Source organism: Halorubellus amylolyticus (genome assembly GCF_034808145.1).
Taxonomy (GTDB): domain Archaea; phylum Halobacteriota; class Halobacteria; order Halobacteriales; family Natrialbaceae; genus Halorubellus.
The window spans coordinates 137771-155131 of the sequence record NZ_JAXHGM010000001.1 but is presented as its reverse complement, the minus strand read 5'-3'; the positions used below and the strand labels follow the sequence as shown (position 1 = coordinate 155131).

Genomic DNA, 17361 nt, shown 5'->3' with positions numbered 1-17361 from the left:
CCGCCTACAGCGAGAGCGGCCCGAGGACGGGTGGAACGTACCGCAACCCGAGCCAGGCCGCGGCCGCGACCGCGAGCGGGATCGAGAGGTTGTCGTCGACCACCACACCGCGGAATCGCGGCTTCACGCCGTCCGCGACCGTCGCCCCGACCGCACCGAGCGCGGCCGCCGACAGCGGGAGGAACGACCACGCCAGCACGAACGACGTCCCGAACATCGCGATCAGGACGCGCGGGCGCTTCACGGTCCGCAGCTCGCCGTCCGACAGCAACCCGCTCACCGGGTCACCGAGCATCAACGCGAGCATCGCCGGCACCGCGACCCGTGGCGCGAACGCGAGCGCGACCGCGGTCGCACTCCACGTGTACAGCGCGTACCCCGCTGGATTGTCCTGCTCGTACTCGCGGGTCAGCTTCTCGAACACCACCCACTCCAAGCCGACGAACAGCCGCAGCACCTCAAGCGCCGTCACCGCGACCGCGAACACGACGAGGAACGCCTGCACGTGACGCCACTCGACGCCGACGGACCGCCCGAACACCCACGCGAGCGGGACGACCGCGCCGCTCGCGTGCACGAGCCGACGCGCCACCTCGTCGCGGAGCCCCACGAACTCCCGCTGACCGGACTCGCTCACGCGTCCGCGAGGTCCTCGAAGTCGAGTTCGCCGGCGCGAAGCTCCGCGAACGTCCCGGCGAGGTCGTCGACGTCCACGCGAACCTGCTCGGTCGAGTCGCGCTCGCGGATCGTCGCCGTCCCCGCCGGGTCCGCGTCCAGCGTCACGCAGTACGGCGTCCCGACCTCGTCCTGGCGACGGTACCGGCGGCCGATGCTCCCCGAATCGTCGTACGTCACGTCGAACCCGGCCGCGCGAAGCGTCGACGCGACCTCGCGCGCACGCTCCGGCAGGCCGTCCTGGTCCGTGAGCGGGAACACGCCGACGAACGTCGGCGCCACGGCCGGTGGGAGTCGAAGGACGTCACGCTCCTCGCCCTCGACCTCGTCGGTCTCGTGAGCGTGCGCGAGCACCGAGTACACGACCCGACCGACGCCGAACGCCGGCTCGACGACGTGGGGCGTGATGTGCTCGCCGTGCTCCGTGACCGCCTCGACCGAGAACCCCGTCCGCTCGGTCGGTATCGCGTGTTCCTCGCCGTCGACCGCGACGACGACCTCGTCGCCGTCGAACGCCGACCGGTCGCGCTCGGCGAGCGACTGGAGCGCGTCCGCAACCGCACCCGCCTGCCCACCGAACTCAGGCCCGAGGTAGCTCATGTCCGGGTCGACGGTCGCGCGCTCGGTCGACACCGGCTCGTCGTACTCCTTGAAGAGCGTGAACGAGTCGTCGCCGTGCTTCGCGTGCTTCGACAGGTCGTAGTCGCTCCGCGCCGCGATACCCTCGATCTCCACCCAGTCACCGTCGACGAGCGCCTCGGCGTCCCAGCAGTCGCTCGCGTAGTGCGCGAGCTCGCCCGACAGATGCTGGCGGAGCCGGTACCGTTCCATGTCGATACCGACGCGCTCGAACCACGCCGTCGACCGCGCCAGGAAGTACGCGAGCCACTCGCCGGCGACCACGCCCTCGTCGACGGCCTCCCCCGGCGTCAGGTGCAGGTACTCCTCGCCGTCGGCCTCCTGCGCGTCCGCCGGATACAGCGGCAGTTCGACGTCCGCGACCGCGTCCAGGTCCGGTTCGTCCTCCTCCGGGTCGACGAACATCTCCAGCTCCGCCATCGTGAACTCGCGAGCCCGCAGCAGGGCGTTGCGCGGCGAGATCTCGTTCCGGTAGCCCGCGCCGATCTGTGCGACCCCGAACGGCGTCTGGTTGCGCGCGTACTCCTTCAGCCGCGGGAACTCCACGAACATCCCCTGCGCGGTCTCCGGGCGCATGTAGCCGGCCTGGTCGCCGCCCGGCCCGATGCTCGTCTCGAACATCAGGTTGAACGTCTCCACGGGCTGGCCCGCGAGCGCCTCGCCGCACTCCGGGCACGCAAGCTCGTGTTCGGCGATGAGGTCCTCGACCTCCTCCGTCGGGAGGCTCTCGGCGTCCTCCAGGTCCGTCGCGTCCTCCACGACGTGGTCCGCGCGATGACTCTCGCCACAGGCGGGGCACTCGACGAGCATGTCGTCGAACCCGTCCAGGTGGCCCGACGCCTCGAACACCGCCTCCGGCGTCACCGTCGGCGCGTCGATCTCGAGGTTCCCCTCCTTCGTCACGAACCGGTCGCGCCACGCATCCTCCACGTTCCGCTTCAACGCCGCACCCTCCGGACCGTACGTGTAGAACCCAGCGACGCCACCGTAGGACTCGTTCGCCTGGAAGAAGAACCCGCGTCGCCGCGCGAGCTCGCCCAGGTCGCTACTCATACAGCGCCTCCAAGACGTCCACGTCCCGAATCACGCCGACGAGCTGGTCGCCGGACACCACGGGCACCTGCTCGATGTCGTGCGTGATCATCTCCTGGGCGGCCTCCTGCACGGACTTCCGCGTCGAGAGCGTCACCAGGTCCGCCGTCATGAACTCACGGACGGGTTCCGCGGGGATCTCGACGTTCCGCGTCGGCACGTACCGCCCACCGACCGCCTTGATGCCCTCCCACATCCACTCGTCGTCCTCGTTCGCTATCGAGTTCCCCGTGTCGTCCTCGCCCTCGACGATGCGCGCAACCTCGATGATGTCGACCTCCGTCAGCATCCCGGCAAGGTCGGCGTCGTCGTCCAGCACGACCGCGTAGGGGACGTTCGCGTAGAACAGTTCGCGTTCCGCGACCGGGAGCGGCGTCCCCGCGTACGTCGTGTTCACGTCCCGCGTCACCGCCGAATCCACGCTCGTATCCGTCGCCGCCTCGCCGCGAGCGATCGCGTGCACGACGTCCGTCACCGTCACGATACCCTCGAGCTCGCCGTCGACGACCGGCATCCGCCGCGCACCGGACTCGACCATCCGACGCGCGACCGCCGTCAGGTCCGCGTCAGCCGTCGTCGTCGGCACGTCGTCCATCAAGATCGCGAGCTGGTCCTCGTCGGGGTGCTCGATGAGCGCGTCGCGAGACACGAGCCCGCGGTACTCCTCACCGGCCTCGGTCCGCTTCACCACGGGCACCGACGAGAACCCGTGCTCCTGGAGGTACTCGAGCACGTCGTCGCGCGTCCCGGGCAACTCGACCGTAACCAACTCCGAGCGCGTCGTCATAGCGTCGGCAACGTTCATACACGCACCCTACAGTCAAAACGGAAATAAAGCCCCTGTTTCTGCCGGCGCGCACGCACCGCCTCGTCCGACGACGCGAACGACCGTTCAGGCGTCCTCGACCGCGCCGTCCTCGACGTCCTCGGCCTCGACGTCGTCGAGCTTCTTCGCGACCTCCTGAGGGTCCATCGACTCCATCCGGTAGTCCTCGATGCGGTCGATCTCCGGCACGAACTTGTCGACGCTATCGTGCTCGAACGCACCGACGCGCGTCCCGTCGATGAGCTGGGCGTACGTGTACATCTCGTCCTCGCGACGCGCCGCCTTCACCATCCCCGGCGCGAACCGGAGCTCGTACTGGCCGGCGACGAAGATCGCCGTCTCCGTCTCCGGGTCGATATACTCCACGACCACGTACGCACGACCCTCGTCAGACGCGCGATACACCTCGTACTTCGGGAACGCCTTGCCCTCGTAGGCGTCCTCGAAGTCCTCGGCCATGTTGTTCGGGAGGACGAACACCAGACCGAAGTCGTCGCGGTCGCCCGCGTCCGGGTTCGTTGGGGCCGTATCCACCGCCATACACGACACCGCCTCCCAGCCGTCCTCGCGGCGAGCCGCCGCCATCGCCTCCATGTCCTCGAGCGTCGCCTCCCACGCCTCCCGGATGGCGTCCGCGTTCGACGCGATCCGGTCCGCTTGCGTGAAGTCCTCCTCGTCGATATCGGGGGCTTCGGGCATGGTTCGCACGACGCACCCGAGTCGGTTAAGCGTGTCTCTACGCGCCGACGACCAGGACGAAACGCCACCATCGCATCGACCCCGCGACACCACCACTTGCACCGTAGCACGCGAAAAACGAGAGCACCGCACCCCACCGCTCAGGCGCCGAGTCCGATACCGAACACGAACTCCATCGCCATCGACGCCCCGGCGATCGCCACCCCGCCGACGAACCGCTTCACGTTCGGCGAGAACCGCTCACCGACCGACAACGCCGTCCACCGCGCCGGCGGCACCGCCGCCGCAACCCGCTGGACGACCGACACCTCGACGTTCCCGACCGTCGGCTGACTCGCACCCGCATCCACCGACGCCGCGCGCTTCTTCGGCGAATCCGGCCGCAGCTTCAGGCTCGCGTACGCCACGACCGCCGCACCGACGACGAACGTCAGCCACTTCGTGAACACCAGTCCACCGAACACCGTCCACTCCACGATGGACAACGGCGCGAACACCACCGCCAGCAGGACCACCACGTACGTCGCCAGATCGACGACCTTCAACGCGAACGCCTCGACGGCGTCCGGCGACACGCCCTTCGAAGACGACGCGGACATCCTAGAGGCGCTCGAAGACCGACTGGCTGTCCTCGAACTCGTCGATGTGACGATGACAGAAGCTCGTCCGGAGCTCCGTCACCGAATGATGCCGCGGCTTCTCCTTGTCGCAGGCGCTCCCGAACTCCTCGAAGAGGTAGTTCCGCGCCTGATTGTCGTTCCCAGCGTCGACGTAACTCGACGCCTCACGGATGTGCTGGCGCGCGTTCTCCGGCAGCTTGTCCTGAACGTCGCCGAACAGCTCGTCCGTGATCTCCGAGATGTCCGAGAACCGCGTCTCCTTCCCGAGGAACTCGCGCACGCGGTCCGAGAACGACCGGTCGGCACGCGTCCGCTCGCGGATGACCTCCCGGAAGATCTCGATCCGCTCCCACGCCTCGTCGTCCATCCCACGGTACGCCTCCGGCCGGATCTTCGCCGGACAGCGCGTACTGAACGGACAGCCGCTCGGCGGATCGCGCGGACTCGGCGGCGTGCCCCGCAGCGTCACCCGCTCCTTCTCCGAGTTCGGGTCCGGTTCCGGGATCGCCGACAGCAACGAGTGCGTGTAGGGGTTCGCCGGCGCCTCGAACAGCTCCCCGGTCTCACCGATCTCCATGATGTGCCCGAGGTACATCACCGCCACCCGGTCACAGATGTGCTTGACGACGCTCAGGTCGTGCGCGATGAACAGGTACGTCAACCCGAACTCCGTCTGGAGGTCCTCCAGGAGGTTCAGGATCTTCGCCTGCACGGACACGTCCAGCGCGCTCACCGGCTCGTCGAGCACCAGGAAGTCCGGCTCCAGCGCGAGCGCTCGCGCGATCCCGATACGCTGGCGTTGCCCGCCACTGAACTGGTGGGGGTACCGGAAGTAGTGCTCCGGGCGCAACCCGACCGTCTCCAGGAGCTCGCGAACGCGCTCGCGGCGCTCGCGCTTGGTCCCCCAACTGTGGACGTCGAGCGGCTCCCGGACGATCTCGCCGACCGTCATCCGGTCGTTCAGGCTCGACTCGGGGTCCTGGAAGACGATCCCGAGTTGCTTCCCGCGGAGCTTCTTCAACGCGTAGTCCGGCGCCGACGTCACGTCGATGTACCCGGCGTCGACCTGCACGCCGTCACCGCTCTTCGACCCGGACTCCACGAACACGAAGTCCTTCTCGCCGTACAGTCCGAGCCGCTCACCGAACCCTTCGTCGACGAGGGACTCGACGGTCACGTTCCCCTCCGTGACGAGCGTCTTCGCGTTCGCCTCGTCCGCACTGATCGTCGCGAACTTCGGCACGTCAGTGATGAGCTGGGGTTTCACGCCGTCGTTCAGGAGTTGCTGAACGAGCTCGACCGCGTCGTGCTCGTCGTAGACGTCCGGCAGGAACACCGTCCGCCGCCGGTTCCCGTTCGCGAACGTCTGTACGACCTCCGGCTTCGAGAACCGACTGACGCCAGCCGTCGCATCCTCAAGCTGCACGAGCGTCCGACCGAGCGTCGACTTCCCACACCCGGACTCGCCGACGAGCCCGAGCGTCTCACCGCTCCGGATGTCGAAGTTCACCCCGTCGACCGCCTTCACGGGGTTGCTCGAGACCAGCCCGCCACCCTCGTAGTACGTCTTCAGGTTACGGACCTCGATCATCGCGTGCTCCTCGTCTGTCGCCTGCGCCGTGGACATCGCTTGTTTGCTCATTCGTCACGCCCTCCTTTCGCCTTGTGGAGTTCGATCGCCTCTGCCTGCGTCACGTCCTCCGGATACAGGAGGCACGCCGCGACGTGGTCGTCGGTATCGTTGGCAACGCCGACGCGCTCGGGATGCACCGCCTCGCAGTCCTCGAACGCCTCCGGACACCGCGGCGCGAACCGACAGTACGTCGGGTCTTCGTTCGGCGTCGGCACGTCACCTTCGATGGTCAGCAAGCGATCACCATCCTGCTGGCCGGGGATCGACTTCAGGAGTCCCTGCGTGTACGGATGCTTCGGGTCGTGGAAGACGTCCTCCACGTCCGCCGTCTCCACGACCTCGCCGGCGTACATCACGTTCACACGATCGGAGATGTCCGCGATGACACCCATGTCGTGCGTGATGAACATGATGGACAGCCCACGTTCCTCCTGGAGTTCCTCCAGGAGCTCCAGAATCTGCGCCTGGATGGTGACGTCGAGCGCGGTCGTCGGCTCGTCACAAATCAGGACCTCGGGGTCGCACGCGAGCGCCATCGCGATGACCGCGCGCTGACGCATCCCGCCACTGAACTGGTGGGGGTACTCGCGGACGCGCCGCCGCGAGTCCGGAATCCCGACCGCTTCGAGCAGGTTGATCGCCTCCTCGGTCGCCTCCGCACCGCGAAGCCCACGGTGCAGGCGAAGCGCCTCCTTGATCTGATTCCCGACCGTGTACACGGGGTTCAGTGACGTGAGCGGGTCCTGGAACACCATCGCGATGTTCCCGCCACGGAGCTTCCGGAGACCCTTGTCGTGCGCTCGCGTCACGTCGATGTACCCCGAGTCGACGGACGCCTCACCCGAGACGTCGCCGCGTTCGACGAACACGAAGTCGTCCCCGTCGATGAGACCGAGGTCGTCGGCGTACCCGGACGTGATGAGGTCGTCCCAGTGAACCGCGCCGTCGGCAACCATCTGCTGGGGGTTCACTTGCTCGGCCGGCTTGTTCGCGTACTGCTCGTTGTTCGTCACCTCGCTCGGCTTCGCGCCGAGTTGCGTGAACGCGTCGTCGAGCGCCGTCGCCAGGTCGTGCTTCTCGGAGAGCTCCCCGAGGTCGACGGTCGCCCCGCCGAACGTGTTCGCGAACCGCTCGACCGCTCTCGGCGCACGGAACTGGACGCTGCTCCCGCGGAGCACGCGCCCCGGGCTCTCGACGAGCCCCATGATCGACCGCGCCGTCACCGACTTCCCGGACCCGGACTCGCCGACGATACCGACCGTCTCGGCCTCGTGGATGTCGAAGCTGATACCGTCGACAGCGCGGATCGTCTCCTTGTCCGTGAAGAACGACGTCTGCAGGTTCTTCACGCTGAGCACCGCGTCGGACCGCTGGACTTGCTCGGGCGTGGACATCATCCACCACCCCCTGCGGCCGCGGCCTCGTCACCCGACGCCCCTTCGGACTGCGGGTCGATGGCGTCACGGATCCCGTCACCGAACGCGTTGAAGCCCGTGACGACGAGCACGACCATGATACCGGGGACGGTCGCGATGTGCCACGAGAACGACGCGACGTACGGCTGTCCGGAGTTCACCATCCGACCCCACTCGGGGACCGGCGGCTCGATACCGAGACCGAGGAACGACAGCGCCGCGACGCTGATGATGATACCACCGAGGTTCAGCGACCCGTACACGAGCAGGTACCCGAGGATGTACGGCGCCATGTGTTTCTTCATCGTCGTCGTCGGTCGCTGCCCGTAGCTCTTCGCAGCGTCGATCCACTCCTGCTCGGACACCTGGAGCGCCGGCCCACGCAACGCGCGCCACAGGCCGGCCCACTGGATCGCGATGAAGATGAGGACGAGCACGAGCGCGCCGTTGTACACCTTCGATATCGGATGCCCGGCGAGCACCGTACTCAACAGGATGAGGACGAGCAACGCCGGCATCGCCTGGATACCGTCGGAGAGGACGACGACCGCGAGGTCCGTCAGTCCCTTGTAGTACGCCGTCACGAGCGCGAGCGATGCGGCGATGAACCCGCTTCCGACGATGGCGAGCAGCCCGATGAACAGGCTGACGCGCGACCCCATCGTCATGAACGTCCACAGGTCCTTGCCGTTCGTCGTCGTCCCGATCGGGTGGAAGCGACCGAAGTCGTCGTACTGGAGGACGCCGACGTTCCGGTCACCGCCCTGCGAGAGCGACCCCGAGTTCGCGCCACCGTGCGTGATGTTCTTCACCGTTTCGTTCTCTGTGTAGTTCACTTGATAGCTGTACGGCTCCTGGATGTTCTCCTGTGCGGTCACCGGCCCGAGGGGCGGTGCGAAGATCGCCATCGTCAGGAACATCGCGACGACGACGAACCCGAACTGGCCCCAGCGGTGCGTCGAGAACCGGTCTATCATGTCGTCCCGCGGCGTCCAGTCGGCGTACCGGTAGTGCCGGCGGAACGTCTTGTACCCGAACCACGTCCAGCCGATCCAGAGGAACGCGTAGAGGTACACGAGCACGACCCGAACGGCCCACACGACCGCCGGCTCAAGGCCGAGGAACGTTCCGTGGTACGGACCGAGTGCCCCCGTCGAGTACTGGTCGGTCGCTCCCGCCGGCGGCTGGAACCCCTGATTCGGCATCACGTCGCGCGACAGCAACGTCCAGCGGTCCGCGAACACGGTCGCGATGTCGGCGAGCACTGCGAACAGCGACTGGAGCGCGCTACCGAGCGGCGAGAACACGAGCACGATCCCGAGCACGGTGATTGCGGCCCCCACGATCGTGCGCTCGAGGAGGTCCGCACTCACCGGAAGGTCCTCCCAGCCGGCCGTCTCCACGATGGAGAACGGGATGAAGAACGCCTTCACGAGGACCGTGACGAGCGAGACCACGGCGAGTCCACCGACCGCGACCATGAAGTAGCCGCCGACGGGGCCGAGCGTGTCGACCATCGTATCGACGTACCAGCTCATGATCTCGAGCGAGCCCGTCGTGAACGGGTTCACCATGTTGCCCCAGAGCAAGAGCGTCTCGAAGAACGCACTCGCCTGCGGGAGGAACAGCAACAACGCGCCAGCGAGCCAGATCATCGCCGGCTCGGGATGCGCGAGAACCCGCTCGCGTAGCGTCGACGTCTCTCCTGTCTCACTCATTTGTCATACCCCACTCTCGGATCGATTATCGTGTACAGGAAGTCCTGCAGGATGTTGAGGAACACGATTATCAGGATGAAGATGTACATCAGCGACCCTGCAAGCGGCAGGTCCGCCTGGGTCACCGCCTGGAAGAACAGCCAGCCGAGGCCGTTGATCCCGAAGATGGTCTCGAGGATGACCGAGCCACCGATGAGGAGGAACGCCTCGTTCAGGATGATGGGCACGAGCGGGATGAGCGCGTTCCGGAAGACGTGCTTCCAGACGATCTTCCCGTTCGAAAGCCCCTTCGCTCGCGCGGTCTCGACGTAGTTCGAGTTCACCGTCTCGAGGACCGCGGTACGGCCGAGTCGCATCTCGTTCCCCATCGACGCCGACCCGAGGACGACCGCGGGCGGCAGGATGCGCTTGATCGCTTCGATGAACGTCTCGAACTTGAACTTGAACGGCAGTCGGAACAACGTCGACCCGCCAACATTGATGCGCGTGATGCCCTCGACGTTGTAGAAGTCGAGTGGTGGCGCACCGATGACGCCGGTGTCGACGATGAACGTCTTCCAGTTGAACCCGAAGAGGACGTCGTCCTGACTGAGTCCCGCCAGGAGGATCACGCCCAGCCAGAAGTTCGGCATGGACCGCCAGACGATCCCTCCGAGGGATGCGAGATAGTCCGACCACGTGTTCGGATTCAGTCCCGCGTAGAACCCGAGCGGGATACCGACGAACAGCGGGAGCAGCACCGACCAGAAGCCCAGCCAGAGCGTCCGCGGTGCGAAACTCCCGATCAGTTCCATCGCCTTCGTGTCGGGTTGGATGACCCACGACTCGCCGAGGTTGAACATGGCGAGGTCGGTCAGGAACTGGATGTACTGCCCGAACAACGGCTTGTTGAGCCCGAGTTGCGCCTCGATCTGCTCGTACGCCTGCGTGTTTGATTGCGGGCCGAGGATGGCCGACACTGGGTCGATCGGACCCAGGTAGATGATCATGAACGTGAGTGTCGTCCCGAAGAGCACGACCGGGATTGCCAGTATCAGTCGGCGCGCGAAGTACGACCACCGACTCATTTTTCGGCCCTCCGGTGAGCCACTTCCATCACCATTGTTCTACTGATAGTGTATTTCGCACCCATGGTTATGTCTTGCGTTCCTTCGTTGAGTATAATCGGCTCGTAGGCGGCGCTATGGCCGCGAAAAAACGGAAAACGCGTCGGCTGCCGAGACGTTACTTGTCGCGCTCGCCGACCACGAACTTCCAGCGCTTCTGACGCGAGGGACCGCCACCGCCGAAGCGCGGGATGTCGACCCAGTCGTACCACATGCGCTCCTCGGCGACGTGGTACATCGGAAGGAGGACCATGTCCTCCCACATGGCTTCCTCCATCTGGACGTACGCAGTGTCACGCTTGGACTGCGCGGAGTCCGTGGGCTCGGGGTTGTTCTGGATGGTCTCCCAGGCGCTCTGGGCCTGCTGTGCGGCGCTGCTCATGCCACCGTTGTCGCCGTCCCAGTCCAGGTAGAAGCCCTGTGCACCGCCCTCCTGGTCGGTGTTCGTGAGTTCCGGGACGGCCTGCCCGAGGAAGTTGTTCGGGCGCGGCCAGTCCATGATCCAGCCCAGCGAGTACGCTTCGAGGTTCCCGTTACGACCACGCTGGAGGAGCGTCGAGAACGGCGCCTCCTCGAGCTGCATGTTGACGTGCGCGGACGCGAGCTTGTCGCGGAGGATCTTCCCGAGACCCTGCCACGTCGGCGACTGGTACGTCGTGAACGTGACCTCGTACTTGTTGTCGGGACCGTAGCCGGCGTCCTCCATGACGCTCTTGGCCTTGTTGATCTGGGTCTTGTTGTACCCGTAGGGATAGCTGCTCTCGGCGTGCGAGTCGTACTCGGGTGCGCCACCGGGGTAGATGTTCGGCGGCGTGAGGTGGTACGCGGCCTTGCCGCGACCCTTGAACACCTGCTCGACACCTTCCTGCTGGTTCATCGCGTGCGCGATGGCCTGCCGGACCGGCTTCTCGACGTTCTCGCAGTTGAAGCCGACGTAGTACGTGTTGATCGTCGCGACCTGAAGGTAGTTCGCAGTCGCGCCGTTGCCCATCGGGCCGTACTGTCCGTACTTGCGTCCGAGGTCGTCCGTGCCCTCAATCTGCACCTTGCCGGGGTCGTACTTCGACGTCGGCATGGAGATGAGGTCGGAGTTCTTGTTCTGGGCGTACTGGTACTGGGTCTCTGCCTTCGGAATGACCTTCCAGTAGACGCCGCCGTTGAGGACCTCGCCGCCGTGGTAGCTGTCGTTACGGACGATTTCGGCTTCCTGGCTGGTCTCCCAGTGATCGAACTCGTAGGGACCGGCGCCGATGGGGTTGTTGGTCGCGAACTCCTTGTGCTCCATCATCGCGTCGCCGAGTTCCTCGGTCTCGTCGCTGCCGAGCGAGCCGCCCGAGGGGACGACGTCGATGTCGCCGACGATGTTCTTCGGAATGACCGAGAACGAGGTGTACGCGAGCATCTCGAGGGTCGGTGCGAACGGCTTCTTGAGCCGCATCTTGAACTCGTAGTCGCCGGTCGCCGCTACGTTGAGCGACCCTGGGACGTACGCGCCCTCGCCGTCGGTCTCGTGCATGACGTTGAGTGCGTACGCGAGGATGAAGTACGACCGTCGGGAGTTGTCCGAGGCCGCGAGGCGCTCGAAGGCGTACACGACGTCGTCGGCGGTGACCTCGCCGTTGTCACCGTGGTACTCGACTCCTTCCTTGAGTTTGAAGGTGTACGTGCGGTAGTCGTCCGAGACGGAGACCTCGTCCGCGAGGAGGTTCTCGACGGCGACCTCGCCGTTCGGGTAGTTCATCAGGGCGTCGAACACGTTCTGGATGATCGAGCCGGACGCGGTGTCGGTCGCCTTGATGGGGTCGAGCGTGGTGATGGTCGAGTTGATGAGCTGGAGGGTGCGGTCGTTACCCTTGGGCTCTCCGCCATCCTCGCCAGTCGTGGTGCCGTCGCCACCGTCGTCGCTGGTGTCTTCGGGCTCTGTTTCAGTCTCGTCGCCGCCACCGAGACAGCCCGCGAGGGCTGCTGCGGTTGCTGCGCCACCGGTCGCCTGCAGGAAGCGACGCCGGGGAACGCTGTTATTGTCTGTCATCCCACGCACTCCTTTGACGACGGTTCGGTTAAAATTACCGTTATGGTCTGTCCCGGTTTTACATACCCAAACGTACTTGTAGTTGTATTTGGAATCGGCAGAGGGCTCGACCCGACCACGAGCGCCAATTGTTGCCGCTACCCGGAAGACATTATATACGAATCTGAACACGTCGTCACCGTGCACTCCCGCGTTTTCGAGGACCGAGGTCGACCGCTCGGGTCCCGCGCGCCGGTCCCGTACCGTACAGCGGTAACGTCCCTCGTGACAGCCAGAAACGCGGCGTTATCCGCCCGGCAGAGCGTCCATCTCGACCGCATCGAGACCACGGCACGCAGGGAGACGATAAATCGCTCTGTATTTTCGGAGCGTTTATACCCCTCCATGAGACAGGTACGCACATGGCCGCATCCGAGTCTGGACCCACCGACGCGAACAGTGGGTACGATGTGGTATCGTCTGTCGACGGCGAGGGCTCCAGTAAGGAGTACGTAATCGCCGACATCACAGCAGACGGTGCCTGGCTCGCGATGCAGGCGGACGACGCTCCGGACCTCCCGGACTGGCGTTGACGCCCTCGCGTCCACCGTCTCGAACCACCCGCTAGCGGCGGGACTCGCGACGACCGCCCGTCGCGAGTAGCGCGCCGGTGACCCGCGTCGGTGGCGCGTGACCTTGGTCAGTTTTTTCCCCGCCCGTTCCGTGGACGGTCGTATGAACTACCGGGAGGTCGAGACCGTCGGGGAGTACCTCGTTCGGCTCGAGAACGGGCGGGACTGGCGAGCCCAACTGGAGGAGCTCGCCGCCGTCGAGGACATCGACGCGGGCTGGTTCGTCGGACTGGGCGCGGTCCAGGATGCGACGGTCTGGTACTACCACCAGGACGCGGGCGAGTACGAGCCCGTCGAGTTCGACGAGCACCTCGAGGTCGCGGCGTGCGTCGGGAACCTCAGCGACCTGGACGGCGAGCCGTTCGCGCACACCCACGCCGTCCTCTCCCGACCGGACGGGGAGTCGGTGGCGGGGCATCTCGACGCGGCGACCGTGTTCGCCGGCGAGGTGTACGTGACCGCGTTCGACACCGAGCTCGTTCGCGAGCACGACGCGACCACCGACCTGGACCTCTGGTTATAGATGCGGGAGGCAGACGAACGGTACTTCGAGCGGCTCGAATCCCGGCTCGACGAGGCGTTCGACGTCGCCGAGCGCGCGAAGGCGACGGGCGCGGACCCGAAGCCGGAGGTCGAGATCCCGACGGCGCGGGACATGGCGGATCGCGTGGAGAACATCCTCGGTATCGACGGGGTGGCCGAGCGCGTCCGCGAGCTCGAGGGCGAGATGAGTCGCGAGGAGGCGGCGCTCGCGCTCGTCGAGGACTTCGTCGAGGGGTCGGTCGGTGACTACGAGACCCGCGAGGGGAAGGTCGAGGGGGCGGTCCGGACCGCGGTCGCCCTCCTCACCGAGGGCGTCGTCGCGGCCCCGATCGAGGGCATCGACCGCGTGGAGCTCCTGGAGAACGACGACGGGTCGGAGTTCATCAACATCTACTACGCGGGGCCGATCCGGTCGGCGGGTGGGACCGCGCAGGCGCTGTCGGTGCTGGTCGCGGACTACGCGCGGACGCTCCTCGGCGTCGACGAGTACCACGCTCGCGACGCGGAGGTGGAGCGCTACGCCGAGGAGGTCGCGCTCTACGACAAGGAGACGGGGTTGCAGTACTCGCCGAAGGACAAGGAGACGAAGTTCATCGCCGAGCACATGCCAATCATGCTCGACGGGGAGGCGACGGGCGACGAGGAGGTCCAGGGTGGGCGGGACCTGGAGCGCGTGGACACGAACTCGGCGCGCGGCGGGATGTGCCTCGTGCTCGCGGAGGGAATCGCACTGAAAGCTCCGAAGATCCAGCGGTACACGCGCCAGCTCGAGGAGGTCGATTGGCCGTGGCTCCAGGACCTCATCGACGGCACCATCGGCGGTGACGACGGCGACGCCGCGGCCGACGACGGCGACGACGACGCGGACGCGAACGAGGGCGAGGGCGACGTGCCCGCGGCCGACGACGACGGCGACGCGGAGGACGGCCCGGCGCGACCGGAGCCGTCGAAGAAGTTCCTGCGGGACCTCATCGCTGGCCGGCCGGTGTTCGGGCATCCGAGCGAGTCCGGCGGGTTCCGACTGCGGTACGGGCGCGCTCGGAATCACGGGTTCGCGACGGCGGGCGTGCATCCGGCGACGATGCATCTCGTCGACGACTTCCTCGCGACGGGCACGCAGATCAAGACCGAGCGGCCGGGGAAGGCCGCCGGGGTCGTGCCCGTGGACTCCATCGACGGGCCGACGGTCCGGCTCGCGAACGGGGACGTCCGCCGGATCGACGACCCAGCGGAGGCGAAGGAGGTCCGGAACGGCGTCGAGTCCATCCTCGACCTCGGCGAGTACCTCGTGAACTACGGCGAGTTCGTGGAGAACAACCACCCGCTCGCGCCGGCGTCGTACACGGTCGAGTGGTGGCGGCAGGACCTCGACGCGACCGAGTGTAACGTGCAGGCGCTCGCGGATTCGCCGCGCGTCGACCTCGCGGACCCGACGGCGAGCGAGGCGCTCGAGTGGACGACGGCGTACGACGCACCGTTGCACCCGAAGTACACGTACATGTTCCACGACGTGAGCGTCGCGGACTTCGAGACGCTCGCGGACGCGGTCGCGGACGCCGCGGTCGAGCCCGCGGTGGCCGACGGCGGGACGCTCGCTCGCGACGACGACGGCGCGGACGAGAGGGCGGACGCGACGAACGACGGGACCGTCGACCAGACGGACGACGACGCACGGGAGCCCGTCGACCCCGACAACCCCGGCGTGCTCGTGCTCGAACGCACGGAGACGACGCGACGCGTGCTCGAACGTCTCCTCGTCACGCACCGCCAGACCGACGACGAGCTCCGCGTCGACGACTGGGTGCCGCTCGCGCGGTCGCTCGGCGTCGAGCCGACGCGCGACCCGTCCGCGGACGGCCCGACCGTCCACCTGGCGAAGCCCTGGAGCGCCGACGACCTCTCGGAGCGCGCTCGCGAGTACGTCGACGGCGAGAACGCCATCGAAGCCGCGAACGAGGTCGCGCCGTTCGAGTTGCGGGAGCGCGCACCGACCCGGATCGGGAACCGCATGGGGCGCCCGGAGAAGTCCGAGTCCCGCGACCTCTCCCCGGCCGTCCACACGCTGTTCCCCATCGGCGAAGCCGGCGGGAGCCAGCGCTCGGTGAGCGACGCCGCCAAGCACGCCCCCGACATGCGCTCCACGCCCGGTATCGTCGAAGCCCAGGTCGGCCGCCGGCGCTGCACGGACTGCGGGACCGAATCGTGGCGCGCCCGCTGCCCCGAGTGCAACGCCCGAACCGAACCGGAGTACTGGTGTCCGTTCTGCGAGCAGGACCTCGAACCGGACGAGGCCGGACGCGTGTACTGCGACCGCTGCGACGCCGACGGCACGAGCGTCGAACCGACCGACGTCGACGTGAACGCAGTCTACCAGGACGCCATGCTGGCGGTCGGCGAACGCGAGAACGCGTTCGACATGCTCAAAGGCGTCAAAGGCCTCTCGAGCGCGAACAAGACGCCCGAGCCAATGGAGAAGGGCGTCCTCCGCGCGAAACACGGCGTCACGTCGTTCAAGGACGGCACCGTCCGCTACGACATGACGGACCTCCCCGTCACCGCCGTCCGCCCGAGCGAACTCGACGCCACCGCCGACCAGTTCCGCGGCCTCGGCTACGAGACCGACGTCCACGGCGACGCCCTCAGGCACGACGACCAGCTCGTCGAGCTGAAGGTGCAAGACATCGTCCTCAGCGACGGCGCCGCCGAACACATGCTGAAGACGGCGGACTTCGTCGACGACCTCCTCGCGCAGTACTACGGCCTCGACCGCTTCTACGAGTTCGACGACCGCGACGACCTCATCGGCGAACTCGTCTTCGGCATGGCTCCCCACACGAGCGCCGCAACGGTCGGCCGCGTCGTCGGGTTCACGACCGCCGCCGTCGGCTACGCACACCCGTACTTCCACGCCGCGAAAAGACGCAACTGTGACGGGGATGAAGATTGCGTGATGCTCCTTCTAGATGGGCTTTTGAATTTTAGCAAAACCTACCTGCCGGACCAGCGGGGCGGCAGGATGGACGCGCCGCTGGTCATGTCTTCGCGAATCGATCCGTCGGAGATCGACGACGAGGCGCACAACATGGACGTGATGTGGGAGTACCCGCGGGAGTTCTACGAGGCGACGCGGGAGATGGCGGACCCGGAGGACGTCGAGGACGTGATGACGATAGCGGAGGAGAACCTCGATACGGAGCGCGAGTACACGGACTTCTTCCACACGCACGATACGAGCGACCTGGCGCTCGGCCCGGACCTGTCGGCGTACAAGACGCTGGGGTCGATGGAGGAGAAGATGGACGCGCAACTGCACCTCTCTCGGAACCTGCGCGCGGTCGACGAGACGGACGTGGCCGAGCGCATCATCGAGGGGCACTTCCTGCCGGACCTCATCGGGAACCTGCGGGCGTTCGCGCGTCAGGAGACGCGGTGTCTCGATTGCGGCGAGAAGTACCGACGGATGCCGCTCACCGGCGAGTGCCGCGAGTGCGGCGGGCGCGTGAACCTCACCGTCCACCAGGGCAGCGTGAACAAGTACATGCAGACCGCCATCGACGTCGCCGACGACTTCGGCTGCCGCCCCTACACCAAGCAGCGCTTGGAGAAGTTGGAGCGCGCGCTCGAATCCATCTTCGAGAACGACCACAACAAGCAGTCCGGCATCGCGGACTTCATGTGACTCGGTGACCGGAACGATTCGAGACCAGTCGCGCCCTCGCCGTTCGTACCCCGATTGGCGTGCTCGATATTGG

Annotated in this window: 13 protein-coding genes; 3 read left to right on the top strand and 10 right to left on the bottom strand. The window is 66.6% G+C overall.

Translation table 11 applies throughout. The annotated features are described in order from the left end of the window. Nucleotides 1-4 precede the first annotated feature (4 nt). The 10 genes from SM754_RS00775 to SM754_RS00730 all read right to left on the bottom strand — a co-directional run bounded on the left by SM754_RS00775 (nt 5) and on the right by SM754_RS00730 (nt 12455). The gene (locus SM754_RS00775) at nt 5-637 is read right to left on the bottom strand and encodes a dolichol kinase (RefSeq protein WP_323674312.1); all 633 of its coding nucleotides are present in this window, start codon (nt 635-637) and stop codon (nt 5-7) included. After that, nucleotides 634-2367, bottom strand: a complete 1734-nt coding sequence (gene glyS / locus SM754_RS00770) for a glycine--tRNA ligase (protein ID WP_323674311.1) — start codon at nt 2365-2367, stop codon at nt 634-636. The genes SM754_RS00775 and glyS overlap by 4 nt, the downstream gene beginning before the upstream one ends. Beyond that, nucleotides 2360-3211 (bottom strand): CBS domain-containing protein, encoded by an 852-nt coding sequence (locus SM754_RS00765; protein ID WP_323674310.1) that lies wholly within the window; start codon nt 3209-3211, stop codon nt 2360-2362. Before SM754_RS00765 ends, glyS begins: the two co-directional genes overlap by 8 nt. 87 nt (nt 3212-3298) lie before the next feature. Next, nucleotides 3299-3931 (bottom strand): DUF7529 family protein, encoded by a 633-nt coding sequence (locus SM754_RS00760; protein WP_323674309.1) that lies wholly within the window; start codon nt 3929-3931, stop codon nt 3299-3301. A 140-nt stretch (nt 3932-4071) separates the two neighbouring features. Beyond that, the gene (locus tag SM754_RS00755; RefSeq protein WP_323674308.1) at nt 4072-4530 is read right to left on the bottom strand and encodes a DUF7555 family protein; all 459 of its coding nucleotides are present in this window, start codon (nt 4528-4530) and stop codon (nt 4072-4074) included. 1 nt (nt 4531) lies between these two features. Further along, nucleotides 4532-6178 (bottom strand): ABC transporter ATP-binding protein, encoded by a 1647-nt coding sequence (locus tag SM754_RS00750; protein WP_501993741.1) that lies wholly within the window; start codon nt 6176-6178, stop codon nt 4532-4534. Nucleotides 6179-6189: 11 nt separating this feature from the next. Next, nucleotides 6190-7578, bottom strand: a complete 1389-nt coding sequence (locus SM754_RS00745) for an ABC transporter ATP-binding protein (RefSeq protein WP_323674306.1) — start codon at nt 7576-7578, stop codon at nt 6190-6192. After that, nucleotides 7578-9317, bottom strand: a complete 1740-nt coding sequence (locus SM754_RS00740; RefSeq protein WP_323674305.1) for an ABC transporter permease — start codon at nt 9315-9317, stop codon at nt 7578-7580. The genes SM754_RS00745 and SM754_RS00740 overlap by 1 nt, the downstream gene beginning before the upstream one ends. Further along, nucleotides 9314-10384, bottom strand: a complete 1071-nt coding sequence (locus SM754_RS00735) for an ABC transporter permease (RefSeq protein WP_323674304.1) — start codon at nt 10382-10384, stop codon at nt 9314-9316. Before SM754_RS00735 ends, SM754_RS00740 begins: the two co-directional genes overlap by 4 nt. A gap of 157 nt (nt 10385-10541) precedes the next feature. Beyond that, complete coding sequence (locus SM754_RS00730; RefSeq protein ID WP_323674303.1) at nt 10542-12455, bottom strand: ABC transporter substrate-binding protein; 1914 nt, start codon at nt 12453-12455, stop codon at nt 10542-10544. Nucleotides 12456-12856: 401 nt separating this feature from the next. Between SM754_RS00730 and SM754_RS00725 the strand changes: the two genes are divergently transcribed. The 3 genes from SM754_RS00725 to SM754_RS00715 all read left to right on the top strand — a co-directional run bounded on the left by SM754_RS00725 (nt 12857) and on the right by SM754_RS00715 (nt 17288). After that, complete coding sequence (locus SM754_RS00725; protein ID WP_166039045.1) at nt 12857-13027, top strand: DUF7556 family protein; 171 nt, start codon at nt 12857-12859, stop codon at nt 13025-13027. A gap of 142 nt (nt 13028-13169) precedes the next feature. Beyond that, nucleotides 13170-13589 (top strand): PPC domain-containing DNA-binding protein, encoded by a 420-nt coding sequence (locus tag SM754_RS00720; protein ID WP_323674302.1) that lies wholly within the window; start codon nt 13170-13172, stop codon nt 13587-13589. Beyond that, on the top strand, nt 13590-17288 hold the full coding sequence (locus SM754_RS00715; protein WP_323674301.1) for a DNA polymerase II large subunit: 3699 nt from the start codon (nt 13590-13592) through the stop codon (nt 17286-17288). It abuts the gene before it with no gap. Nucleotides 17289-17361 lie beyond the last annotated feature (73 nt).